This is a genomic window from Homoserinimonas sedimenticola, assembly GCF_026094475.1.
GTDB classification, from domain to species: Bacteria; Actinomycetota; Actinomycetes; order Actinomycetales; family Microbacteriaceae; genus Homoserinimonas; species Homoserinimonas sedimenticola.
The window spans coordinates 2,176,743-2,199,980 of record NZ_JAPELL010000001.1 but is presented as its reverse complement, the minus strand read 5'-3'; the positions used below and the strand labels follow the sequence as shown (position 1 = coordinate 2,199,980).

27 protein-coding genes are annotated in these 23,238 nt (G+C 68.5%); 16 read left to right on the top strand and 11 right to left on the bottom strand.

Annotation, left to right across the window (positions count from 1 at the left end; genetic code table 11):
- Positions 1-2 precede the first annotated feature (2 nt).
- The 5 genes from OH146_RS10585 (at position 3) to OH146_RS10565 (ending at position 3,024) form a co-directional block, all read left to right on the top strand.
- Positions 3-677, top strand: a complete 675-nt coding sequence (locus tag OH146_RS10585) for a histidine phosphatase family protein (protein ID WP_265160259.1) — start codon at positions 3-5, stop codon at positions 675-677.
- A gap of 103 nt (positions 678-780) precedes the next feature.
- Complete coding sequence (locus OH146_RS10580) at positions 781-1,662, top strand: DUF2510 domain-containing protein (RefSeq protein ID WP_265160257.1); 882 nt, start codon at positions 781-783, stop codon at positions 1,660-1,662.
- Position 1,663: 1 nt separating this feature from the next.
- Positions 1,664-2,224: a GTP-binding protein gene (locus OH146_RS10575; RefSeq protein WP_265160254.1), complete on the top strand. Its 561-nt coding sequence runs from the start codon at positions 1,664-1,666 to the stop codon at positions 2,222-2,224.
- The gene (locus OH146_RS10570) at positions 2,221-2,628 is read left to right on the top strand and encodes a roadblock/LC7 domain-containing protein (protein ID WP_265160251.1); all 408 of its coding nucleotides are present in this window, start codon (positions 2,221-2,223) and stop codon (positions 2,626-2,628) included. The genes OH146_RS10575 and OH146_RS10570 overlap by 4 nt, the downstream gene beginning before the upstream one ends.
- 36 nt (positions 2,629-2,664) lie before the next feature.
- Positions 2,665-3,024 carry a hypothetical protein gene (locus tag OH146_RS10565; RefSeq protein ID WP_265160248.1) on the top strand — a complete coding sequence of 120 codons (360 nt, stop codon included), beginning with the start codon at positions 2,665-2,667 and terminating at the stop codon, positions 3,022-3,024.
- Between the two features lie 93 nt (positions 3,025-3,117).
- Here the strand turns inward: OH146_RS10565 and OH146_RS10560 are convergent, their stop codons facing one another.
- Entirely contained in the window at positions 3,118-3,465 is a 348-nt protein-coding gene (locus OH146_RS10560; protein ID WP_265160246.1) for a VOC family protein, read from the bottom strand.
- A 68-nt stretch (positions 3,466-3,533) separates the two neighbouring features.
- On the opposite strand from OH146_RS10560, the gene OH146_RS10555 reads away from it, so the two are divergent.
- Positions 3,534-3,797 (top strand): mycoredoxin, encoded by a 264-nt coding sequence (locus tag OH146_RS10555; protein ID WP_265160244.1) that lies wholly within the window; start codon positions 3,534-3,536, stop codon positions 3,795-3,797.
- Positions 3,798-3,868: 71 nt separating this feature from the next.
- Here OH146_RS10555 and OH146_RS10550 read toward each other — a convergent pair whose 3' ends face one another.
- On the bottom strand, positions 3,869-4,456 hold the full coding sequence (locus tag OH146_RS10550) for a nitroreductase family protein (RefSeq protein ID WP_265160242.1): 588 nt from the start codon (positions 4,454-4,456) through the stop codon (positions 3,869-3,871).
- 85 nt (positions 4,457-4,541) lie between these two features.
- Here OH146_RS10550 and OH146_RS10545 point away from each other — a divergent pair, with 85 nt between their 5' ends.
- The 3 genes from OH146_RS10545 to OH146_RS10535 all read left to right on the top strand — a co-directional run bounded on the left by OH146_RS10545 (position 4,542) and on the right by OH146_RS10535 (position 8,929).
- On the top strand, positions 4,542-5,555 hold the full coding sequence (locus OH146_RS10545; RefSeq protein WP_265160239.1) for a glutathione S-transferase family protein: 1,014 nt from the start codon (positions 4,542-4,544) through the stop codon (positions 5,553-5,555).
- 152 nt (positions 5,556-5,707) lie between these two features.
- Positions 5,708-7,897: a S9 family peptidase gene (locus OH146_RS10540; RefSeq protein ID WP_265160757.1), complete on the top strand. Its 2,190-nt coding sequence runs from the start codon at positions 5,708-5,710 to the stop codon at positions 7,895-7,897.
- A 93-nt stretch (positions 7,898-7,990) separates the two neighbouring features.
- The gene (locus OH146_RS10535) at positions 7,991-8,929 is read left to right on the top strand and encodes a 3-methyladenine DNA glycosylase (protein ID WP_372508492.1); all 939 of its coding nucleotides are present in this window, start codon (positions 7,991-7,993) and stop codon (positions 8,927-8,929) included.
- Positions 8,930-9,116: 187 nt separating this feature from the next.
- Here the strand turns inward: OH146_RS10535 and OH146_RS10530 are convergent, their stop codons facing one another.
- The 4 genes from OH146_RS10530 to OH146_RS10515 form a co-directional block, all read right to left on the bottom strand.
- Positions 9,117-9,836, bottom strand: a complete 720-nt coding sequence (locus OH146_RS10530) for a DUF4433 domain-containing protein (protein ID WP_265160237.1) — start codon at positions 9,834-9,836, stop codon at positions 9,117-9,119.
- A gap of 289 nt (positions 9,837-10,125) precedes the next feature.
- A complete protein-coding gene (locus OH146_RS10525) occupies positions 10,126-10,818 on the bottom strand; it encodes an endonuclease/exonuclease/phosphatase family protein (RefSeq protein ID WP_265160235.1) in 693 nt (230 codons plus the stop codon).
- A gap of 36 nt (positions 10,819-10,854) precedes the next feature.
- On the bottom strand, positions 10,855-11,664 hold the full coding sequence (locus OH146_RS10520; protein ID WP_265160234.1) for a nitroreductase family protein: 810 nt from the start codon (positions 11,662-11,664) through the stop codon (positions 10,855-10,857).
- Entirely contained in the window at positions 11,664-11,993 is a 330-nt protein-coding gene (locus OH146_RS10515) for a hypothetical protein (protein ID WP_265160231.1), read from the bottom strand. Before OH146_RS10515 ends, OH146_RS10520 begins: the two co-directional genes overlap by 1 nt.
- Positions 11,994-12,216: 223 nt before the next feature.
- On the opposite strand from OH146_RS10515, the gene OH146_RS10510 reads away from it, so the two are divergent.
- Both OH146_RS10510 and OH146_RS10505 read left to right on the top strand, forming a co-directional pair.
- Positions 12,217-12,600, top strand: coding sequence for a MarR family winged helix-turn-helix transcriptional regulator (locus OH146_RS10510; protein ID WP_265160228.1), 384 nt, complete (start codon positions 12,217-12,219; stop codon positions 12,598-12,600).
- 95 nt (positions 12,601-12,695) lie between these two features.
- Positions 12,696-13,124, top strand: coding sequence for a MarR family winged helix-turn-helix transcriptional regulator (locus OH146_RS10505; protein ID WP_265160226.1), 429 nt, complete (start codon positions 12,696-12,698; stop codon positions 13,122-13,124).
- A 1-nt stretch (position 13,125) separates the two neighbouring features.
- Here the strand turns inward: OH146_RS10505 and OH146_RS10500 are convergent, their stop codons facing one another.
- From OH146_RS10500 to OH146_RS10490, 3 genes are all read right to left on the bottom strand, one after another.
- Positions 13,126-14,055, bottom strand: coding sequence for a J domain-containing protein (locus OH146_RS10500; RefSeq protein WP_265160224.1), 930 nt, complete (start codon positions 14,053-14,055; stop codon positions 13,126-13,128).
- A gap of 26 nt (positions 14,056-14,081) precedes the next feature.
- A complete protein-coding gene (locus tag OH146_RS10495; RefSeq protein WP_265160221.1) occupies positions 14,082-15,845 on the bottom strand; it encodes a DUF2207 family protein in 1,764 nt (587 codons plus the stop codon).
- A gap of 71 nt (positions 15,846-15,916) precedes the next feature.
- Complete coding sequence (locus OH146_RS10490) at positions 15,917-16,447, bottom strand: hypothetical protein (protein ID WP_265160218.1); 531 nt, start codon at positions 16,445-16,447, stop codon at positions 15,917-15,919.
- A gap of 206 nt (positions 16,448-16,653) precedes the next feature.
- Between OH146_RS10490 and OH146_RS10485 the strand changes: the two genes are divergently transcribed.
- Positions 16,654-17,598 carry a phosphodiesterase gene (locus OH146_RS10485; protein ID WP_265160215.1) on the top strand — a complete coding sequence of 315 codons (945 nt, stop codon included), beginning with the start codon at positions 16,654-16,656 and terminating at the stop codon, positions 17,596-17,598.
- On the opposite strand, the gene OH146_RS10480 is transcribed toward OH146_RS10485, so the two are convergent.
- Both OH146_RS10480 and OH146_RS10475 read right to left on the bottom strand, forming a co-directional pair.
- Positions 17,595-19,364: a stealth family protein gene (locus OH146_RS10480; protein ID WP_265160213.1), complete on the bottom strand. Its 1,770-nt coding sequence runs from the start codon at positions 19,362-19,364 to the stop codon at positions 17,595-17,597. The genes OH146_RS10485 and OH146_RS10480 overlap by 4 nt on opposite strands.
- Positions 19,365-19,445: 81 nt before the next feature.
- Complete coding sequence (locus tag OH146_RS10475; RefSeq protein ID WP_265160210.1) at positions 19,446-19,667, bottom strand: hypothetical protein; 222 nt, start codon at positions 19,665-19,667, stop codon at positions 19,446-19,448.
- 159 nt (positions 19,668-19,826) lie between these two features.
- On the opposite strand from OH146_RS10475, the gene OH146_RS10470 reads away from it, so the two are divergent.
- The 4 genes from OH146_RS10470 to OH146_RS10455 all read left to right on the top strand — a co-directional run bounded on the left by OH146_RS10470 (position 19,827) and on the right by OH146_RS10455 (position 23,091).
- Positions 19,827-20,258 carry a DUF2510 domain-containing protein gene (locus tag OH146_RS10470; RefSeq protein WP_265160208.1) on the top strand — a complete coding sequence of 144 codons (432 nt, stop codon included), beginning with the start codon at positions 19,827-19,829 and terminating at the stop codon, positions 20,256-20,258.
- Positions 20,259-20,353: 95 nt separating this feature from the next.
- Positions 20,354-21,010 carry a hypothetical protein gene (locus OH146_RS10465; protein WP_265160204.1) on the top strand — a complete coding sequence of 219 codons (657 nt, stop codon included), beginning with the start codon at positions 20,354-20,356 and terminating at the stop codon, positions 21,008-21,010.
- A 12-nt stretch (positions 21,011-21,022) separates the two neighbouring features.
- On the top strand, positions 21,023-21,790 hold the full coding sequence (locus tag OH146_RS10460; protein WP_265160202.1) for an IclR family transcriptional regulator: 768 nt from the start codon (positions 21,023-21,025) through the stop codon (positions 21,788-21,790).
- A 110-nt stretch (positions 21,791-21,900) separates the two neighbouring features.
- Entirely contained in the window at positions 21,901-23,091 is a 1,191-nt protein-coding gene (locus OH146_RS10455; protein WP_265160199.1) for a 4-hydroxybenzoate 3-monooxygenase, read from the top strand.
- The last annotated feature ends 147 nt before the right edge of the window (positions 23,092-23,238 follow it).

Sequence of the window (23,238 nt, the reverse complement as noted above, 5' to 3'; positions counted from 1 at the left end):
CCATGCGACTGCACCTCATACGGCACGGCCAGACCCCGTCCAATGTGCTGGGCATCCTCGACACGGCTCACCCCGGCCCCGGCCTGACGGAGCTGGGGCACGCGCAGGCGGCGCGCATCCCGCAGGCGCTCGGCGAAGCATCCCTCGACGCCCTCTATGCCTCGCGCCTGGTGCGCACGCAGCTGACGGCCGCCCCGCTCGCGGAGGCGCGCGGCCTCGCTGTGCCCGTGCTCGACGGGGTGCACGAGGTGGAGGCGGGCGATCTGGAGGGGCGCGGCGACCGGGATTCGATCGTCACCTTCCTCAAGACGACCTTCGCGTGGGGCGTGGGCGAGCTCGACGCGCGCATGCCGGGCGGGCCGACGGGGCACGACTTCTTCGGCCGTTTCGACGCCGACGTCGAGTCGGTGCTGGCGACGGATGCCGCATCCGCCGCCATCGTCAGCCACGGTTCCGCCATCCGGGTGTGGGTGGCCCGCCACGCCCGCAATGTCGGGTCGAACTTCGCCACGGAGCACGTGTTGGAGAACACGGGCGTCGTCGTGATGGAGGGGTCGTTCGCGAAAGGGTGGACGCTCGTGCAGTGGGCAGAGCTGCCGATGGGCGGCGCCGCACTGGAGGATGCGAGCGCTCCCGACCCGACGGGCGCGACGCTCGACGACGTCGCCGCCGAATAGTCGGTATATCCCCCGGACTGGGGAATCCCATGCATATGCATCAGTTGTAGCCTTCAACAAATGGAGAGCACTAATCCGCCCCTCGCTTCGCGGAGAGACTGACATGCAAAGCGAGACTTCACGCGCGGGGGAACGCGTGGAAGCTGGCTGGTACCCCGACCCCCTCGGACACCCACAGCTGCGCTGGTGGAACAACCACGAGTGGACCGAGTACGTCTCCGCCAGCCGCCCCGCCCGCCCCGCGGCCGAAACGGCACCGCCCGAGTATGCCGAGCCCCCGCAGCACCAGGCCGACGGTGACGGCCACCTTGCCACGCGCGACTCGTCCGTGGCGCCCGACCTCTCGGCGGCAGCCGCCCCCGAGGTAGGCTGGGCCGGCGCCGCGCTCACCCTGCACTCCGTGCTCGCCGCACGGGTACCCATGCTCATCGAGTTGGCGATCGCCGGGCATCCGTCCGTTCGCGTCGACACCCGCTTCGGCGCCTTCACCTGGGATCTGCCGCTCACTCTCTTTCCCACCGCGCCCGCCGGTGTGCGGGTGGGAGTCGAACTGATCGACGTTGCCGCACCGCCCGTGTTCCTGCTCCCCGGGCAAAGCCTTGACGAGCTACTGTGGCGCATTGGGCTCTGCGCCTTTCCCGACAGGATCGCTCCGTGGTTACAGCCAGGCCAACGCTACCGCCTGAGCCGGTGGCCGAACCTCAGCACCCTCCAGCCCACCATGGAGCAGATGCGCCAGACGGCGATGCTCGCCAACAGCGTCTTCTCGCTCGAGGAGCTCGCTCACGCGACCGGCAGCGACCTGCTGAGCACGCGCCACCTCATCAACGCCTACAGCCTCATCGGATGCCTCGACACGCTGCCCTCGGAGGTCGGCTCCGCTCCGGCACCTGGGGCGCCTTCACGCCAGCAGAGACAAGCATCTGCCGTGGCCGATAGGGACCGTGGCCTATTCCGCCGACTCCGCGACAAGTTGGGACTCTGACATGGCCGAGCACGTCATCCTCTTCGCCGGCCCCATGGGGGCAGGCAAGACGACCGCCATCCGCACCCTCAGTGAGATCGAGGTCGTCTCGACGGAGGCGGCCAACACCGACCGCGAGACCGCCGACAAGGAGACCACGACGGTGGCGCTCGACTATGGCGAGATCGGCCTCGGCCCCGACGACAAGGTGCGGCTCTACGGCGTGCCCGGCCAGCGGCGCTTCGACTTCATGTGGACGATCATGCAGGAGCGGGCCATGGGCCTCATCCTCCTCGTGCACGCTGACGCGCCAGACGTGGGGAGCCTGGTTGTCGAGCACCTCAGGGAGTTCGAGCATCTGGCGCGCCGCGGCGGCGTAGTGGTCGGCATCTCCCGTAGCGACCTCACCGGGCCGCAGCCGGTCAACGAGGTGCATGCGGCCCTAGCCGGGCAACTCCCCGGCGTGCTCATCCCGATCTTCACCGTCGACCCGCGCGACGCCGGGCACATGCGCATGACGCTCATGACCCTCATCGCCAACATCGAGACCCGAACCGCCCTCACCGCTGGAGCCACAGAGTGACCGACACCGCCGAACTGATGCCTCCGCATCGCGACCCTCACACGGTCGACATCGCCCACAGAGCCCTCGCCGTGCTCGGCGAGCTCTCGCCCTCGCTGGGGATCGCCGTCGTGCTCACCGACGACGGCTTCGAGGTAGCGCGGCATCCTCGACGGGATAGCGCCGATCAGCGATTGGCCAGCATGGCGAGCTCGCTTCAGGCGCTCAGTGAGGCGATCGTGCGGGAGCTCCGACTCGGCGCCCCCGGCTACGTCATCATCGAGGCGACCGAGGGGCACGTGCTGCTGCGCCGGGTGCCCGGCCGCCAGATGGTGCTCGCGGCCGTGTTCGACTCCGACGAGTCCGTCGGCAAGGCGATCTCCGTGTCGCGCAAGGTGGCGGAAGACTTCTCCGCCGCCATCTGACCCACTGTGTTACCCACTCAATAGAAAGCAGAACCCGTGTCAAACATCACCGAATCACTCAACGAGCTCATCACCGTCGACGGCGGTATGGCGGCGGCCCTCGTCGACAGCGAGTCCGGCCTCCTCCTGGGTGCCGCCGGCAGCGGCCTCGACCTCGAGATCGCCTCGGCCGGAAACACCGAGGTCGTGCGCGCCAAGCTTCGCACCATGAAGTCGCTCGGCCTCGACGACAGCATCGACGACATCCTCGTCACCCTGTCGACCCAGTACCACATCATCCGCCCGCTGGCCTCGAACCCCGCGGTCTTCCTCTACCTCGTGCTCAACCGCGCCAAGTCGAACCTCGCCCTCGCGCGCCTGAAGGCCAAGGAGACCGAGGGCAAGATCCAGTTCTAACGCCCACGCCCCTAGAGGACGCCTCGCGCACCCGGCCGTTTCCGGGTGGGCGAGGCGTTTTCCGTGTGCGCCAGCCGGGTCGGATGCTACTGCCTACGAGCGCGCGCTCAGCACGCAGAACTCGTTGCCCTCCGGGTCGGCCATGACGACCCAGGTCTGCTCGCCCTGTCCGATGTCGATGCGCCGTGCTCCGAGGCCCTCAAGGCGGGCGACTTCCGCCCCCTGGTCGTCGGGCACGAAGTCCAGGTGCAGGCGGTTCTTGACCACCTTGTCGTCGGGCGTGTTCAGGAAGAGAAGCGTGGGACCACCCTCGGGGTTGCGGACCTCAAGCACCTCCTCGTCCTGGTCGATGACCTCCCAGCCGAGGGCACTCGCCCACCACGTGCCGAGTGTCTGAAAGTCGCGACAGTCGATGACCAGTTCTTCCCACCTGAGCGCCATGAAGCGAGAGTAGAGCGTCAGCGCCGCCGGGGGAAGGGTTTGCCAGGCGCCGACGTTAGCGTTAAGTCATGAGCACTAAGACCGACTACATCCCCGCCGACGGCATCACCATGTTCAGCACCTCCTGGTGCGGTTACTGCCGCAACCTGAAGGGGCAGCTCGACCGCGAGGGCATCCCCTACCGTGAGGTGAACATCGAGCAGGTTCCGGGAACCGCGGAGCTCGTGGCATCCGTCAACGGCGGCAACCAGACCGTGCCGACCGTCATCTTCCCCGACGGCTCGACCGCAACCAACCCCTCGCTCGCCGACGTCAAGTCGCGCCTGAGCTAGCCGGCCCTCAGTGCTAGCCGGCCCTCAGTGCTAGCCGGCCCTCAGTGCTAGCTGGCCCTCAGTCGCGCACCTCAGTCGCGCGCGAGCACCAACTCGTTGAGCGGCAGGCGCTCACGGGGCGCGAGCTCGCGCAGGCGCAGCCTCTCTGGCAGGCGTTGCGGGTCCCCGAGCACACCGAGCGCCGTGATCGACACGGGAACCAGATGTTCCCCGAGGTCGAACGCCTGCCGCAGGCCCTCGACCTCGATGCCGCCCATCTGGTGACTGTGCAGCCCCTGCCGCTGAGCCTGCAGCGTGAGGTGGGCCACCGCCTGGCCGAGGTCGTATTCCGCCCAGCGCAGGCGGTCGCCCGCGGCATCCTTCGTCACTGCGATGTTCAGGATGAGCGCGCTCGCGGCGGGCGCCCACTCGCGGTTGAAGCCCATGAGGTTTTCGGCGAGAGCGGCGTGCGTGGCCGTGCCGCGACGACCCACGACGAAGCGCCACGGCTGCGCGTTGCGCGCGGACGGGGCCCAGCGGGCCGCCTCGAGCACGGTCGCAAGAGTCGCCTCGTCGATCGTCGCCTCCGGGTCGAAGGCGCGCGGGCTCCAGCGGGTGGCGTGCACGTCGTCGATGGGAACGGATGTCTCGGCGCGACGGCCGGCAAGTATGGAGCTCATCACGGCCCAGCCTAGAAGCGGGCGCTGTGAGCCCCGTCACGGGACGTCACAGGGCGGATGCACGGGTGCGAGGTACCGTCGAGGCATGAGCGACAGCGACCACACCCCTAGTTATGTGACGCCCGGCCAGGAGTTCGACCGCGACACCAACTACATCGAGGACAGGATCACGCGCGACGGTCGCGACGGCTGGCCCGTCGAGGCGGGACGCTACCGCCTGGTCGCCGCCCGCGCCTGCCCGTGGGCGAACCGCACGACGATTGTGCGCCGCCTGCTCGGCCTCGAGGATGTGATCTCCCTCGGCCTGCCAGGGCCGACGCACGACAAGCGCTCCTGGACCTTCGACCTCGACCCCGATGGGCGCGACCCCGTGCTGGGCATCGAGCGGCTGCAGGAGGCGTACTTCCGCCGCTTCGCCGACTACCCGCGCGGCATCACGGTGCCCGCGATCGTGGATGTGCCGAGCGGCATGGTCGTCACCAACAACTACCCGCAGATCACGCTCGACTTCTCGCTCGAGTGGGGCGAGTTCCACCGCGAGGGCGCGCCCGACCTGTACCCGTCGGAGTTGCGCGACGAAATCGACGAGGTCGCTGAGCTGGTGTTCCACGACGTCAACAACGGCGTCTACAAGTGCGGTTTCGCGGGCAGCCAGAAGTCCTACGAGCGCGCCTACGACACCCTCTTCGCCCGCCTAGACTGGCTCGAGGAGCGCCTGTCGCGGCAGCGCTACCTCGTGGGCGACACGATCACGGAGGCGGACATCCGCCTCTTCACGACCCTCGCCCGCTTCGACGCTGTCTACCACGGGCACTTCAAGTGCAACCGCAACAAGCTCGCCGAGATGCCGGTGCTGGGCGCCTACGCGCGCGATCTCTTCCAGACGCCCGGCTTCGGCGACACGATCGACTTCGAGCAGATCAAGGCGCACTACTACGTGACGCACGTCGACATCAACCCGACCCAGATCACACCTAAGGGGCCGGATGCCACGTGGTGGCGCACCCCGCACGACCGGGAGCAGCTCGGGGGCCGCCCCTTCGGGGACGGCACTCCTCCGGGGCCGCCGCCCGCGAACGAGCGCGTGCCCGGGTTCTGAGCAGTGCCGCGACGACCCGCGCGGAGCGTTGAGTAGACGCATATTCGTCTCCTAGGGCGGCCGAGACCCGGTCTCTAGATGAATATTTGTCCGCTCAAGTCAGGACGAGGCGGAGACCGGTTTGCAATAGTGGAGGGGTGCCGCACACAGACATTAACGCCGCAGACACCCGAGCCGAAGCATCCGCCCCGCTTTCGAAGACGCCGCCGGTCGCCGCTCGCAAGCCCATCGAGCGCACCCACCACGGCGACACCTTCGTCGACCAGTATGAGTGGCTGCGCGAGAAGGAGAGCCCCGAGGTCGTCGCCCACCTCGAGGCGGAGAACGCCCACACGGATGCCGCGACCGCCCACCTTGCCGAGTTGCGCGAGCAGCTCTTCCAGGAGATCAAGGGGCGCGTCAAGGAGACCGACCTCGGGGTGCCGGTGCGCGAGGGCGACTGGTGGTACTACAGCCGCACGGTCGAGGGGCAGCAGTATGCGATCCACTGCCGCGCGCCCATCGCCGACCCGCAGGACTGGTCCACGCCGCAGCTGCCGGAGGACGGCTCCGGCCTGCCCGACGAGCAAGTGCTGCTCGACAGCAACGCGGAGGCGGAGGGCAGCGAGTTCTTCGCGCTCGGCAGCTTCGACGTCTCCGCCGACGGCACGCTCATGCTGTGGGGCGTCGACCGCGTCGGCGATGAACGCTACGCCGTGCGGGTGCGGCCGCTCGCGAACGATGACTCGGGCGACAGTCACCCGGACCCGGCCGAGATCGACGCCCCCATCGACACCCCCGCTCCCCCGCCCGAGGAGACCATCGAGGGCACCGCCCCCGGCGCCTTCTTCGACGCGACCGGCCGCTACATCTTCTACACGACGGTGGATGACGCCTGGCGACCCGACACGGTCTGGCGGCACGAGGTGGGCACGCCGGCGAGCGAGGACGTCAAGGTCTTCCACGAGCCCGACGAGCGTTACTGGGTGGGCGCCGGGCTCACCCGCAGCCGCCGCTACATCGTCATCGAGCTGGGATCCAAGATCACGAGCGAGGCCCACATCCTCGACGCCGACGACCCCACGGGCGAGTTCCGCGTCGTGTGGCCGCGGCGCGAGGGCGTCGAGTACTCGATCGAGCACGCCGTGCTGGGCGGGGAGGACCGCCTGCTGGTGCTTCACAACGACGGCGCCCTCGACTTTGAGTTGGCGGATGTCGCGGCATCCGACCCGCTCGGTGAGCGCCGCGTGCTCGTGCCGCACCGGCCGGGCATCCGTCTCGAGGATGTTGACGCCTTCGCCTCGCACCTCGTGCTCGAGTACCGGCGGGAGGCGCTGCCGCGGCTCGCCGTCGCCCGGCTCGACGGCGACCCCGCCTTCACCGAGCTCGAGTTCGACGAGGAACTCTTCGCGGTCGGCGCCACCGGCAATCCCGAGTGGGAGCAGCCGACCGTGCGCATCGGCTACACGAGCTTCGTGACCCCGAGCACCGTGAGCGACTACACGGTCGCGACGGGCGACGTGCGCGTGCTCAAGCAGCAGCCCGTGCAGGGCGGCTACGACCCCGCCGACTATGTGCAGCGCCGCGAGTGGGCGACGGCGGAGGATGGCACGCGCGTGCCGATCTCGCTCGTGCACCGCCGCGACGTGACGCCCGAGAACGCGCCGACGCTCCTCTACGGTTACGGCTCCTACGAGCACAGCATCGACCCGGGCTTCTCGATCGCGCGGGTGAGCCTGCTCGACCGCGGCGTCGTCTTCGCCGTCGCCCACGTGCGCGGCGGTGGCGAGATGGGCCGCGACTGGTACGAGCACGGCAAGACGCTCACGAAGCGCAACACCTTCACCGACTTCGTTGCGTGCGCGCAGCACCTTGTCGACACGGGCGTTACGAGCCCCGAGAAGCTCATCGCGGAGGGCGGCAGCGCGGGCGGCCTGCTCATGGGAGCCGTCGCGAACCTCGCGCCGACGCTCTTCGCGGGCATCCTCGCGGCGGTGCCCTTCGTCGACCCGCTCACGAGCATCCTCGATCCGGAGCTTCCGCTCACGGTCGTCGAGTGGGACGAATGGGGCAACCCCCTCGGCGACCCGCAGGTGTACGCCTACATGAAGTCGTATGCGCCGTACGAGAACGTGACGGATGCCGCGTACCCGCGCATCCTCGCCGTCACGAGCTTCAACGACACCCGAGTGCTCTACGTCGAGCCCGCCAAGTGGGTGGCGCGGCTGCGCGAGGTCGGCGCGCCCGTGCTGCTGAAGATCGAGATGGAGGCGGGGCACGGCGGCGTCAGCGGCCGCTACAAGGCCTGGCAGGAGCGCGCGTGGGAGCTCGCGTGGATGCTCGACGTGTGGGGTCTTGCGTAGCGTGCCGTTTTCATCATTCAGGAACTTTCGCCCAGACGGCGCTACCCACCGCGGCCGTGCCCCTTCATCATTCAGGAGTTCGCGGTGACCAGAGTGGCTCAAGTGACGGATGTCGCGCTGGAGGCAGCCATCCGCCCCTCAACTCGCCCGACATTCCTGAATGATGAAGAGGCTCACGCGCGCGAGTTCCTGAATGATGAAGCATGGCGGGCGCGGGAGGCGGCCCACCAGGAACGGGCCGACGCCGTGACGGCGGGCTGGCGCGCGCGGCAGCAGACGGGCGCGAAGCATCCCGTGGAGGACTTCCTCTTCACCTACTACCCGGTGCGGCCGACCACCCTGCGCCGCTGGCACCCCGGCGCAGGCGTCACCCTCGAGGGCGCGGCGAGCGAGGAGCGCGCCGGCTGGAAGTGGTACCGGGCCGACGGCGACGACGTGCGCGTCGACACGGAGGGCCTGCTGCAGGCGCGCGGTTCGAGCATCCGCTTCATCACGTCACTGCTGCAGCGCACGGCCGAGAGGCAGGCGAACTTCGGATGCTTCGGGCTCCACGAGTGGGCGATGGTGTACCGCTCCGACGAGACCCGTCACACGGTGCCGCTGCGTCTCGGGGCGACCGGCACCGACGAGGTCGTCGAGGGGCACCGCATCTCGTGCAGCCACTTCGACGCGTTCCGCTTCTTCACGCCCGAGGCGGTGCCGCGCAACCGGCTCGCCCCGACGCGGCAGAACCAACCCGAGCTGGAGCAGCCCGGCTGCCTGCACGCGGGCATGGACGTCTACAAGTGGGTGACCAAGCTTGGCCTGCTCGTGCCGGGCGAGGTGCTCTTGGACGCGTTCGAGTTGGCCCGTGACATCCGCGAGCTCGACATGCAGGCGTCACCCTACGATCTGCGGGAGTGGGGCTACGAGCCGGTCGCGATCGAGACGCCGGAGGGCAAGGCCGAGTATGTGCGTCGCCAACGGGACTTCAGCGAGCGGGGCAACGCCCTGCGGGAGCGCGTCGTCGCGGCGGTCGGCCCCCTGCTCTAGCCCGGGCCGCCACAGAACTAGCCCGAGCCTCACGGAAATTCAGGAAATGCAGCCGCGGAAATTCAGGAAATCCGCGGCAGATCGGCGCAGCACCGCCCGGTTTCGGCCCTCGGAGAGGCAGATTTCCTGAATTTCCGAAAGGGCGCGGGCGCGAAGCACGTGATGCTTCGTAAGACGGGCCGAGACCTCAGCCGCGGCCGAACCACGGCGGGTAGACGGCGACGCGGATGTCGAGCCCCGCATCGCGCAGCACTGCTTTGACCTCGTCGCGCGCCTTGGAGTTGGCGACACCGATGAGCGAGACGACCTCGAGGGGCACGGGTCCCGCGGCGAGGATCTCGACGGCCGCCAGGGGCGAGTCTTCGCCGTCACCCGCGTCGAGGGAGATGAGCCGGCGCAGTTCCCGCCGCACGGCGACCGGGTCGGCCGTCATGGGGGTGGTCGGCGCGGATGCCTCGTCGAGCGCGAGCACGAGGGTGGCGGCTTTCTCGACCTCGCCGACGGTCGTGGCGAGCAGCACGTAGTCGGAGGCGGAGCTGCTGCGGGCGGCGGCACTCAGCCGGGGATCGGGTGCGCCCGTGCGCAGGTCGTTCCACAGGCTCGACTCGGGCGTGGCGAAGAAGGGGACGCAGTCGGCGACGGTGTGCGCGGCGGCGGGCTCGTGGGAGGCGGCCGCAGCATCCGCACCGGTCTCGGCGGAGACGGCGACTCCGATCGCTGCAGTGTCGGCCGCGGTAACCGTCTCGGGCAGTGTCGCCGTGCGGCGCTGTTCGCGGTGCTGGGGGGCGCTGAGGTCGAACTCGGGTTCTCCGCCGGCCGTGGAGGGGGCGAGGGCACCGCTTTCAGCGATGGCGGCGAAGTTGCGCACGTGGGTGAGGTGGAAAATGCGGTGCCCCGCGACATCCACGGGTTTGCCTGCGGCGGTGGGGGCGCCGGCGACACGCCCTGGGGCGCGTGGGGAGCGTACAGCGGGCCCTCCACTGCGTAGCGATGGGGTTGACGCGCGCGGCGCGCGCTTCACGGGCGGTGCGACGGGTGCGGGCTTGGGCGAGCAGACGTCGCACAATTGTTCATCGAGTCCGTGGATGCATTCGCTCACGCGGTGGGGCCTTTCGTGTCGGCATCGCGGGTGCTGCGGATGCCTCCCTCAAGGGTACGCGCGTCGGCGCCCGCGTTAACCTGTGCTAAGCCCCTACTCAGGCGGTCTTGGCTTGCGCTTGCTCGCGATAGGTGGCGGTGACGAGGATCGGCATGTGGTCGGAGGTGCCGCGCGGCAGCGTTTCGACACTGTCGATGTCGAGCCCCATGGATGTCGCGAGGTCGAAGTGTCCGCGGAAGAACTTGTAGCGCGTGTAGGTGCGGGTGTCGCTGAGGGTGAGGTCGTAGCCGGACTGGCCGATGTGCCGGGTGAGTTGGTTCTTGAAGACGGGGTAGTTGTAGTCGCCGACCATGAGGGTGGGCAGGCCGGGCCCCATTTCGTGCAGTTGCTCATGGGCGACGCGGATCTGCTCGCGCCGAAGTGAGTTGAGCGCCGTGAGGGGCGCCGCATGGAAGGAGGCGACGATGAGTTCGCGCTCGTGCTTGAGGTCGATCAGGTGGCTGCCGAGGAGTCGCTCGTGGGCGGGCTTGAGCAGGTGGTCGTGCAGTGACTTCTTGAGCTCGAAGGCTTTCGTGTCGAGGGCCGTGAAGCGGTCTCGACGGTAGTAGACGGCGAGGCCGAGCCGGTTGCGCCGGGTCGCGTCGGCGAGGTGGAGCCCCCCAACCTCGGCGGGCAGCACGGTCGTGTCGGCCTCCTGCAGACAGAGGAGGTCGAGGTCGTGCTCTTCTGCGAGTGCGCTGATCTCGCCGATCGCGCGGTGCTTCCGAAGGTTGTAGCTGACGACTTTCACTGCGTACCTCAATCACGCTCGAGAGTGTGCTCCAGCCTACGGCGAGGAGGTGGATGCCTCGTCCCACCCAGTTCGGGGTGTACGGCAGTTCTCAGAGAACACATATTGTGAGGGCAGCTTGCGTTCGTGGCTGGACCAGTCGATGGCGGGCCGGCGCTGCTCTTCGGGGAGGTAGCCGAGGCGGTAGACCGCCATGAGTTCGAGCTCGTCGGGCACCTGGAGCAGCGTTTCGATCTCCGCCCAGCGTCCGGGCACTTCCATGGGGAAGGAGACGAACTGGATGCCCATGCCGAGCGCACCTGTCGCAAGCCAGATGTTCTCCATCGCCGCCCCCATGCTGAAGATGGAGTAGAACGACGAGAGCTCGCCCGGGCGGTACTCGCTGCGGTCGAGCATGACGCCGAGCAGCAGCGGAGAACCGGCCACAAGTTTGCGGTTCTCCTTGCCGAGGGTCTGCGGCACGCGCAGCGAGTTCATGAGCTTCTGCCCGCCGGGCGTGAAGGCCTGCGAGGTGAAGGGCCGCAACGGGGCAGGGAGCTTGTCGAAGAGCATCCCGTCGCGACGCTGCGCCATCTCCTCCTTGCTGAACCTGAAGTAGGGCTTGTAGCGCTCGAAGAAGGTGCCGTTCGACATCGCCTCGGTCATGCTCGAGCCGCTGATGTCCGCGACCTTCTCGATCGTGTCGCGGTTCTCGATGAGCACGAAGCGCCAGGGCTGGCTGTTGAGTTGGGAGGGGGCGCGCCCCGCGAGTTCCATGAGCAGCCGCTGGTGTTCCTCCGAGACGGGGTCGGGCAGGAAGGGGCCATTGGTGGTCTTGCGGCGGCGGATGGCGTCGAAGAGATCCACTATGCGGCCCTCCTCACCGTGGCGATCACGGCACTCACGTAGGCCGGCGCCGCCGTGAGGGCGATGAGCGGATGCTCGCGCCCGCGTCCCCTCGTCCGCGGGAGTGCGGCGAGGGGCAGCAGTGCGGGCATGAGCAGCCATGCCGCGATGCGGCGGTGACGGATGCCGCTGACGACGGCGAGGGAGGTCAGGGCGAGTGTCGAGATATAGAGAGCGTGGTGCACCCAGCGCGCATGCCCCGTGTCGATGACTCCCCCTGCGACCCCGGCCCCCAGGGCGGCGTTCGCGGTGTAGCTGAGGCAAGCAGCGGTGGTGAGTGTCGTGTCCATGTGCCCCTCATGATCGACCCGCTCGTGCCCGCGTGGAGCAGACTCTCGGCTCACATTCAGGCATCCGCAAAATGCATCTGAACATGGTGCCTGCTCTGCAATATAGTTCGCATTACGAGCGCTCTTCCGTATACCCGCGGTTCGCGCACTCACCCGAAGGTCACCGATCATGGACGACGGTCATCCCCCCTACCGCGCTACCCGAATGCGGCGAATGCTTCACGTGCACAGCTCCCTCTGGCATGAGCATGTCTCCTCTGAGATCACCTCTGTCGCCTACTGCGTGCTGTGGTGTCTCAACCGGCACGGGGAGATGGGTCAGCGGGATCTGCTGCACCGGGCCCAGATCGACAAGTCCTCCTTGGCGGACCTCCTGAGGCGCCTGGAGGATCAGGGCCTCGTCACGACGCGACGCGACGAACACGACGGGCGTCGCAAGGTGGTGTCGCTCAGCGAGGAAGGGCGTCGCATTCATGACGATCTCCTCGAGGCCGCCACGCGGGTCAACGACATCATGGTGGATGGCCTCGCCGACGACGAGGTCGAGAAGTTCGACGAGACGTTGGTGAAGCTTCTGGAGTCGGACGTCGCGCAGGCCGTCGAGTAACGACATACATACGTATGCAGCAGTGTTGAGCTAAAGTGTTCCCGGGGGAGCATACGCGCGATATGCGCGAGCCACGAAGGAACCGGCGGGGAACGATGTCTACGGACGGTGCATATCGCAATCACGCGCTGCGACGCGCCTATCAGGCATACAACGCGCTCTGGCAGGAATATGCCTCGGCAGACATTAGCCCCGTGCAGTTCGGCGTGTTGCACGCCCTCTGCGAGAATGGCGGGCTTCCCCAGAACCAACTCGCACAGCTCGCGCACCTCGACAAGTCCACCCTCGCCGAACTCCTACGGCGCATGGAGCGCCAGGGGGTTGTCGCGACGGAGCGGGACACGAAGGACAGGCGACGCAAGACCGTGACTGTCACGGAGCAGGGTCGGAGCATCCACCAGGAGTTGAGGCCTGCCTCGATCCGCGTGAACGAGCTGCTCACGAGCGCCCTGAGCCCGCAGGAGATCCTGCTGCTCGACACTCTCCTCACGAAGATCGCCGATCGGGAGGTCGAGCGGGCCTGACTCAGGTGAAGCGGATGCTCGCCTGCAGGCGCGTCCGCACCTCGAAGAGTTCGGTCCCGCCGAGGAGGGGCGCATCCGCAAGGTCGCCCCGGAGCACGCCCGGAAGCCGGGAACGCTGCACGACGACACTCGTGAGCCCGCGCATCCGCCCGACCGTGAGCGCCTCATCGATGGCATCATCGGGAACGACCACGACGAGGGTCGTGAACTTGACGCGGGCCGCACGCGCGACCGACTTCGCCCGCAGCGACAGTGAGTGCATCGGCCGCTCGCCCGGGGCGATGGCCTCCCCCACGATCTCGTTGCGCTTCACCCGGACGGGAGCGCCCCAGTCCTCCGACTGTACGGCGAAGAGCCCGCTCGGCCCCAGCACGACGTGGTCGAGCTTCGACGCCCAGGGGTCGCCCGGGGCATCCGTCGCGACGTCGTGCCACACGGTGTAGGCGATTCCGAGCGAGGCCGCCTGCGTCGCCGTCGCCTCCTCCGCGAGGGCGTTGGCCAGCAGGTGGCGGATGTCGCGGGGCGCCGAGCGCACGAGTGCGGGGTCGTACGGGTCGGGGAGCGCGGCGCCCCGGCCGACCCACTCCCGCATGAGCTCGAGGTAGTGCTCGCGACTGAGGCCGCCCGGATGCCCGTAGGTGCGTGCCTGCGGACGACTCTCGGAGGGGCGGCGCGGCGGCGCGGGTGCCCAGGTTGCTCGCGCCTGCTCGCCGCGCGTGGGGCGGCCGCTGTCGTAGACGGCGCGATCCTCGGGGGTGCCGACGAGCTCCCAGGCGTGCTGCACGGCGTGGAAGCGTGCCGCGTCACCGCCGGTGTCGGGGTGGGTCTCGCGCAGCATCCGCCGGTATGCCCTGCGGAGCTCATCGTGGCTCGCGGTCGGGGCGACGCCGAGCACCTCGTAGGGCGAGGGGTTCAGGGGACTGCGAGGCACCGATCTAGGGTACTAGCCACCCCCTGCTAGCGGCCTCCCCCGCCACCGCCACCACCGCCGCCGCCCGCGACGGCACCGCCCGTGGAGCCGCCCGACGACGAGCTGAAGGTCGAGGCGCTGCTCGTGCCCACCGAGCCGATCGAGTTCGCGAAGATCGCCGCATTGAAGGGCGCCATGCCGACGTACCAGCCGGGCTGCTCCCCCGCCTGCTCGTAGAGTCGGCCGAGCTCCTCCGCCCACTCCTTCTCGTGGCCGAAGAGCATGGCGTAGGGCAGCAGCCTCTCGCCCAGGCGCACGAGTTGGGCGGGGTCATCCGTCGCGACCGGCTCACGCAGGGCGCCCTCGGGCGACTGCAGGTAGCGGATGCGGTCTGCCTCCGCCAGCGTGATGTACTCGTCGAGCCCCTTCATGTGGTCGCGCACCTCCGCACCGCGCGCCGTGAGGGGCACGCGCGCGAGCAGGATGACGGCGACGACCGCGGCGGCACCGCCCACGATCAGCTGCACGAGCGGCCACGGCCATCCGTAGGCCTCCTCGAGCGCGATGATGCCGAAGACGAGCGCGGCGAGCGCGCCGGCGCCCGCGAGCACCATGGCGGGCACAGCGGATGCCGCGGGGTAGGGCTTGCGGTACCCCCGCGCCGTCGCATCCTTCGTGACCCGCTGTGTGAGCTCGCCGAGACGCTTGGCGGCCTTGGAGTCGGTCGTGCCGAGCGTGCGACGCTCCCCGCGGGTGAGCCTGTCGCCGAAGAGCGCGTTCAGGAACTCACGCTCCTGCTCATCCGTGCCCTCTGCTGTGACGAACTCGAGCGTGTATTTCTGCGATCCGAGGAGCGGCTTCTCGCCTTCCTCCAGCACCCGCAGCTTTCCGCGCACCGCGAAGTCGATCACCTGGGCGGGCACCGTCTTGGCCGAGACACCAGCGAGGAGCGCCGAGGTGAGCAGGTTCGCGTCTTTTGGGGGCGCATACTCGGCGATGATCGTGGGGCGGCCGGGCTCGTCTCGCAGGTGCCGCCGCCGCACGGTGGCCGCCCAGGCGAGGGCGGCCAGGGCTGCGAGTGCACCCAGCAGCGAGAGGGTCGGCCAGGGCGAGGCGAAGTAGCCGCTCTCGCGGGGCACGAAGGTTCCGGGTTCGAAGCCGATCGCGAAGCTGAGGGTCTGGCCGGGCTCGAGATCGGTGGCCGTGAAGGTGAGGCCGTCGACCTCGGCGGGGTTCTGCTCGTTCTCGAAACCCCACACGGCGGTGACGTTGCCCGTGAGCTGTTCTTCCAGTCCCTCCTCGAGATGCACCGTCGCGCTGACCTCGCGGAAGGGCTGCGCCCACTCCGTGCCGTTGACGTCCCAATAGAACTCGTCCGCCTCGGTGTCCGCGTAGTGCCGAGTGACATGCTCCGCCGTGTACTCGATGACGTAGGTCTGCTCGCCGTGCACGTAGTCGTCGCCGCCGAGGGCGAGCTCTACGCTGTCGTCGCCCGAGTCCTCCTCGTACTCGACCGGCTCCCCCGTCTCGTCGGTGACCGACGCGATCTCCAGGTTTATCGGATGCCCGTCATAGCGGTCAGGAATCGTGCGAATGATGCCGCGGTTCTGGTCGAAGTCGGGGAACACGGCCACGATCGTCTCGACCACCCGCAGGGTCGAGTGGCCCTCCTCGTCGGTGCCGAGGTGGTAGTCGGCGTGGAAGCTCGCGAACTCGAAGTCCTCCACATCGGCGTGAGCCGATGTGACGGGTGCGGCTGCGCCCAGCAGGGCGAGCACCGCGGTCGTGAGGGCGGCGGCGACGCGATTCATGCCGCCCACGATAAACCGGATGCGTCGCGAAGACGTCCCCCGCGGGGGTGACGCCGATCGGGGGATGCCGCCTAGAAGGAGACCTCGAAGGACTCGATGCCCTCCCACGGGCTCGTCAGGGTGACGCTCTCGAGCAGCTGCCCCTTGGGGACATCGAAGAAGAGGGTCGACTCGATCGACTCACCCGCTTCCAGAGCGATCATGCCGCCATCGGCCGCGTTACCCGCCCAGTAGTCGGGAAAGTACTGCGTGTCGGCCGCGAAGCCGCTCACCTTCAGCTGCGTGAGGTCCACGCTCTCACCCGTCCCGTTGTCGACGTTCACGCCGACCGTGCAGTATTGGCCGACGGGCGTGAACTCAGGCTTGTGCTCACCGACGCCGCTGATGCCGCAGATGCGCCGGGTCACCGATACCGCGAGCCCGTCTTCGCTCGTGAACGCCTTGCCCACATCGGTGTTGGCGGGCGGTGCCGCCGGCTCCTCCGTGCCCCCCGAGCATCCGACGAGGGTGGCGACGACCCCGAGCACGACGACGGCCGCAGAAGCATGACTCACTCGTGCTGCAAAGCGACGGGTCGGGCGGGTCGTCACGAGCTCGGGCATTGTGCGCCTCCAGTGCATCTCTCGTCGATGAAAGATTCGGGTCAGGCCTGTGGGCCTCTTCGGGTAGTCATTAAGTAAACAGGGCGATGTATCGGTGCGGCAGCCCCCTTAATGGGTGGCGAAACACAGAGCTGCGCCCCGAACTGGGGTGCGAATCGCCGCAAATTGTTAAGGCGCCGTTCGAACTGAGGTGATGGACTTGGCGCATGGCCGGTTATACGGCCGCCTACCCGCGGCCAGACCACTTCATCCTTCACCTCAGCGACACCCACCTGCTCGCGGGGGGACGCAGACTCTATGACAGCGTCGACAGCGAGGCTCGTCTCGTGGAGCTCTTCGCCCGCCTTGAAGCCTCCGGAGCCAGGCCCGAGGCCATCGTTTTCACGGGCGACCTCGCCGACCACGGCGAGCCCGAGGCCTACGTACGGCTCCGCTCGATCGTCGAGCCCGCCGCCGAGCGCCTCGGCGCTCAGGTCATCTGGGTGATGGGCAACCACGATGACCGCGGCGCCTTCCGGAGGGAACTTCTCGACCAGCTCCCCTCCATGCGCCCCATCGACCGAGTGCACGACATCAACGGCCTGCGCATCATCACGCTCGACTCGACCGTCCCCGGCCATCACCACGGCGAAGTCACGGAGAGCCAACTCGACTGGCTCGCGGAGGAACTCGCCTCCCCTGCGCCACACGGCACCATCCTTGCCATGCACCACCCTCCCGTGCCCACCGTGCAGGACCTCGCGGTGCTCGTGGAGTTGCGCAGCCAGAGCGCCCTCGCGGAGGTCGTGCGGGGGTCCGACATCCGCAGCATCATCGCCGGTCACCTGCACTACTCGACGACGGCGACCTTCGCCGGCATTCCCGTCTCGGTCGCCTCGGCCACCTGCTACACGCAGGACCTTGCGGGCGAGGTCGGGTCCACCATGCCGCGTGACGGCGCCCAGTCCTACAACCTCATCCACGTCTACGACGAGACCGTGCTGCACACCGTCGTTCCCGTCGCCGCGACGCCGACGCTCTCCTACACGTCGGCAGCGCAGACGGCGCGCATCCTCGCAGAGCACGGCGTGAGCATCCGGCCCGCCGCCAACGGCCACGTGCGCCCCGAACCGCCGCTCACGACTCAGCAGCTGGAGCTCGTCACGACCTAGACCGCGGGGCGCTCCCACGGAGCCGGGATGGGGAAGTAGCGCTCCAGGAACCAGCGCACCGCCTGCGCCCGCTCCTCGCCGTCGAGCTCGGGGAACGAACCGTCGTTGAGGCAGAAGAAGTCGTGGTTGCGGCGCTTCAGCAGTTGCCGCATCCGCTTGACCCCCTCGCGGGCTGTCGTGTCGACGTAGCGCACCTTCGCCTCGGGCTGCGTCACCGCCTGCCCGGTCATGAGTGCGTAGTAGTGGTAGAGCGAGTTCGTGACCGAGACATCCGTCGCCTGGCGGAACTGCGCGGCCGCCGTGCGGGCGAACTCCTCCGGGAACTCCGCCTCGAGCTCGCGCAGCACAGAGCGCCGCAAGGGAGCCGCCGCATGTTCCAGGTGACGCGTGATCGTCACCCCGAAACGCTCGCGCAGCACCTCGCGGTTGACGCGCGCCGCATTCTCGAAACCGCTGCGGTTCGGATTGCGCTCGCCGACACCGATGCGCGTGTTGGAGAGGATGAACTTGCTCACCCCGCCCGGCGAGAAGAACATCTCGGGCCCCACAGCGCGACCGAAGAACATGTCGTCGTTGGAATAGAGGAAGTGCTCGCTGAGCCCCTTGATGTTGTGCAGCTGACTCTCGACGGCGTGCGAGTTGTGGGTGGGCAGCACCGAGGGGTCCCTGAAGAACTCCTCGCTGCGCAGCACAGAGACCCGCGGATGCTCGGCCAACCACTCGGGGCGCGGAGAGTCCGTCACGATGTAGATGTTGCGGATCCACGGCGCGAAGAGGTGCACGGAACGCATCGCATACTTCAGCTCGTCGAGCTGACGGAATCGGGCCTCGTGGTCGTCGCCCTCACCAACCACGTAGCTCGCCATACGCTTCGCCCGCTGACGCTGGAACTCGGCCGACGACCCATCCACCCACGAGAAGACGATGTCGATGTCGAAGGTCACATCGTCGCTCGTCGTGTCGAACATGCCCTTCAGGGTCGGCCACTCCTCGCCGTACAGCTCGACCGTGGCACGCTCCAGCTCGGCGCTCGGCGTGCTGTGCCGCAGGAGCACGTTGGGGCGCGGGGCGATCACATCATCGACCACGAGCGTCGCGCCCCCGTCGCCCACAGGTCGCACCCGGCGGCTCTCGACGTGCTGCCACAGCTCGAGGGGCACGCCGCATTCGGCGCCGTAACGCAGGGTCCCCGTCTGCGCCTCGCGCGGGCGGAAGAGGGTGAAGGCGCGGGCCGAACGGTCGCGCGACAGCCTGCCGTGTGCGAGAAGGGCGACACGCTCGGGAAGGGACGGCGTCACCGCATCGAGAATCGGGGTGACAGCGACATCCGCCTCGTTCTCGGCGGAGAAGAGCACGGGGTCGGCGCCCGCCGAATCGGATGCCGCGAGCTCGATGTGCTCGCTTGCGGTCCCGCTCACCACACCACGCGCCCTCGCGGCGATGTCAGCCTTCGCCGCCTTCGCCATCTTCTCGGTGCGCGAATAGAAGGGCTCCTGACGGCAGGCCGCGGCGAGCGCGGCGGCGAGCCGCCCGCGGTCGGCCCAATCGACCACGACCGTCGGGCGCGGGTCCGTGTCGCGCACAAGGAAGAAGTCGATGCCGGCACCCTCAAGCACCGCCCGCACGAAGTCGAGGTCCTCGCGGAACGCCTGCCACGGCGTCACGCCCGAGCCCACGATCGTGAGCATGCCGGAGCGCGTCACAACGACAGCGGGGTCGGCGGGGGCGGCGTTGCCTTCGCGAGAGAGAGAAGAGAAGACGTTCATGTCGGCCCAATCCTTCGAGCCTGGGCACCGGCGATCCGGCAGGCCCGTCAGCCTTCCCCCAGCATATCCCGGCAGGGGGGGTCAGCGGCCCTCGGCGATATCCGCGGCGATCTGCCGCAGCCGCTCGTCACTCACCTCGATGCCTGTCTCGCCCGTGCGCTGGCGGAGCTCCTCGAGCACCGTGTCGTGACTGCGGCCCGATGCGACGTCGTGGCGCACCTGCTCGACGATGCCGCGCAGCTGCTCGTCATTGCTCGCGTCGCCGCTGCCGTCTTCGATGGGGCCATCCTGTGTGTCAGTCATGCGGTCATGGTGCGGCCCCGACCTCACGGTTGCCTGAACGCGCCTGCCCATGAGGATTCGCCCACGTTTTTCCCCACGAAACTGTGCGATTCACCCGTCCGTGACGACCGCACTCGCGAGAGACTGGAGACACACGCGGCGAAGGGACGACACACGGCGATGCCAGACCTCCACAACATCCGCCTCCCCGCAGGCTGGTACCCCGACCCGAGCGGGGCGGACCACCGACGGTGGTGGGATGGCAAGACGTGGACGCAGCACACGGCACCCTTCCAACGGCCCGCGCCCGTCTACGACGTCGACGACCTCATCGAGACGAAGAGTTCCAAGACGCTGACGGAGAAGAAGACGTTGCCGGAGAAGGTTGAGACGAGCGACGAGGCGGTCGCCGTGCCCGCGCCCCGTCGCATCCGCACGGCCGCCCGGCTGGGGCGCGGTCTCGCCGCCCTCGCCCACAAACTGCCCTTCGGCCTGCCCCCTGCGGCCGAGGAGCAGACCCCCGCCGTCGACGGCCCTCCGCCCACGCCGCCCGCCGCACCCGCCACTACCCGCACTACCCCCACGACCGCGAAGGGGCGACACCGGGGCTGAACCCGTCCTCACCCCCGAAACGGGGATGCCGTGACGGTTTCTCGCCTCGCTATCGTGAAGCGACCGTCGCAGACGCAGACCGGAGGGGGCCCGGCGTGAGCACAACTGGACACGACTACTCGTCGGCGCCGCGGGACCCGCGCGCGATGACCGAAGACGAGTGGCGCGCCTCGCTGCCCTCCTTCGGCCAGCAGCTCGGCACGGGCCTGGGGCAGCCCAGCACGTCCGCCGCAACCCCCGCACCCTCGGTGGCTCCCTTCAGCACGCAGCCGCGCACTTGGCGTGCTGCTCCGCCGACGAGCAACACCCGCTGGGTGTGGTGGATGATCTTCCTGCCTGTCATCCTGGGCGTCCTCATATGGCCGGGCGCGGTCGCGATCTTCGGCTTCGAGCAAGTCCTCGGCTACCTCGCCGGATACACGACGGACGCGGGGATCCTGGGCTTCATGGGCTACCTGGTCGGTGCCGCCCTCGTGACACTCATCCTGACCATCGTGTTCGCATTCAACGACCGCTCGGCCCTCCGCCAGCTAGGTCACGGCCGCGCTGCATCCCCGTGGTGGCTGCTCCTGAGCCCCCTCGTCTACCTGATCATCCGCACGGTGCACGCTCACGGCGAGACCGGGCGCGGGGCCGCGCCGCTCGTCGTCTACATCTGCCTCCAGGTCGCACCGGTCGTGCTCGGGGTCATCGCTGCCATCGCGTTGCCCGCCCTTCTCTTCACCATCAGCCCGCCAACCTTCGGGCCGTGAGACTCTAGGCGCATGGCAAACTCGCCCAGTGGTGACTCCCTCATCACGAGGGTCGTGCGCATCCTCGAGACCTTCGACACGGATCGCACGAGTCGCAGCGTCTCCGATATTGCACGTCGCACGGGCATCCCGTCGTCGACGACGCACCGCCTCGTGACGGAACTGAGTGAGCACGGGCTGCTCGAACGCGACGAGCGCGGCAACGTGCACATCGGCATGCACCTATGGGAGTTGGCGATGCGCGGCTCCCAGGCGCTGCGCCTGCGACAGATCGCGATCCCCTTCATGGAGGACGTGCAGGCCAAGGTGCGCCAGCACACGCAGCTCGCCGTGCTCGAAGACGACGAGGCCCTCTTCATCGAGCGCCTCTCGAGCCGTGACTCCGGCGCCAACATCACCCGCATCGCGGGGCGGCTTCCCCTCCACGCCTCCTCCTCGGGCCTCATCCTGCTCGCCTTCGCCGATGCGGACCTCCAGGACCGCGTGCTCTCCGGCCGTCTCATGCGCCGCTCCGCCGAGACGGTCGTCGACCCCGTGCGGCTGCGCGCCATGATTGCCGAGATCCGTCGCGTCGGCCACGTGATCGCCCCCGGCTACATCGCGCCCGAAAGTCTCGGCGTCGCAGTTCCCGTCAAGGGCCCGGGCGGCGTCACGATTGCGGCGCTCTCGGTCGTGCTTCCGCGCGACTACGGTGACCCGGATGCCGCGGTCGTCTACCTGAAATCCGCCGCCGCCGGCATCACCAAGGCCATGCGGGCCTCGCAGAATCTTTCCCATTGAGCGGGAAGCCGCTTTGCCGACAGGGGACCGAAACCCAGAATTACTCGTGGGTTGCGAGTAACCGGCGCCCGTGACATCCGCGGCACCGCCGCACAGACGAAGGAGTCGCCATGAGCGAGACGATCCGCACCCAGGTTGGCATCATCGGGGCGGGCCCCGCAGGCCTGCTGCTCTCCCACCTGCTCGACCGCGCCGGAATCTCGTCGGTTGTCATCGACAAGCGCAGCCGCGAGGAGATCGAGAAGACCATCCGCGCGGGCATCCTCGAGCAGGGCACCGTCGACGTGCTCGTGAACACGGGTGTCTCCGACCGTGTGCTGCGCGACGGCCATAAGCACGACGGCATCGAGCTGCGCTTCCAGGGCGAGGGTCACCGCATCGACTTCCCCGGGCTTGTCGGCCGCTCCGTGTACCTCTACCCGCAGCACGAGGTGCTGATCGACCTCATCGCCTCGCGCCTCGACGCGGGAGCCGACATCCGGTTCGGCGTGAGCAACGCCGACCTGCACGGACAGCTCAGCGACAGCCCCAGCATCAGCTTCACCGACTCCGAGGGGCGCGACTTCCTTCTCGAATGTGACTTCATCGGCGGCACCGACGGCTCGCAGGGCATCGCCAAGTGGTCGATCCCCGAGACGGAACGCCGCGACTTCTTCCGCCCCTATCCCTTCGCCTGGTTCGGCATCCTCTGCGAGGCGCCGCCCAGCGCCGACGAGCTCATCTACTCGGCTGGCGACCGCGGCTTCGCCCTCATCAGCCAGCGCAGCGACACGGTGCAGCGCATGTACTTCCAGGTGCCCAACGAGACCAGCACGGAGGATTGGAGCGACGAGCAGATCTGGGAGGAACTGCAGAGCCGCGTCGCCGGCACCGAGCTCAAGCAGGGGCCCATCTTCCAGAAGGACGTGTTGCAGTTCCGCAGCTACGTCTGCGAGACGATGCAGTACGGCCGCATGTTCCTCGCGGGTGACGCCGCCCACACCGTGCCGCCCACCGGCGCCAAGGGCATGAACCTGGCCGTCGCCGACGTGCTCGTGCTCGCCGACGCCATGGCCGCCTACTACGACAACGGCAGCACCGAGAAGCTCGACAACTACGCCCCCACCGCCCTCAAGCGCATCTGGCGCGGGCAGCAGTTCTCCTACTGGATGACGTCGATGCTGCACGCGACCCCCGACGAGCACCCCTTCGACCAGCAGCGCCGCTACGGCGAGCTCGAGATGGTGACCAGCTCCGAGGCGGGGCGCACGTACCTGGCGGAGGCGTACACCGGCTGGCCCTTCGACGTGAGCTACAACTAGCCCGGCCTCTTCCCGAGTTGCCCACTTTTGGCCTTTCCCCGTCGTCGGGAAGCCCCGAAGTGGGCAACTCGCCTTTGGGGCTCGCGGAAATTCAGGAAACCCGATGTGGTGGTCTGCCAAAACGCCCCCATCAGCGGGCATCCGTGC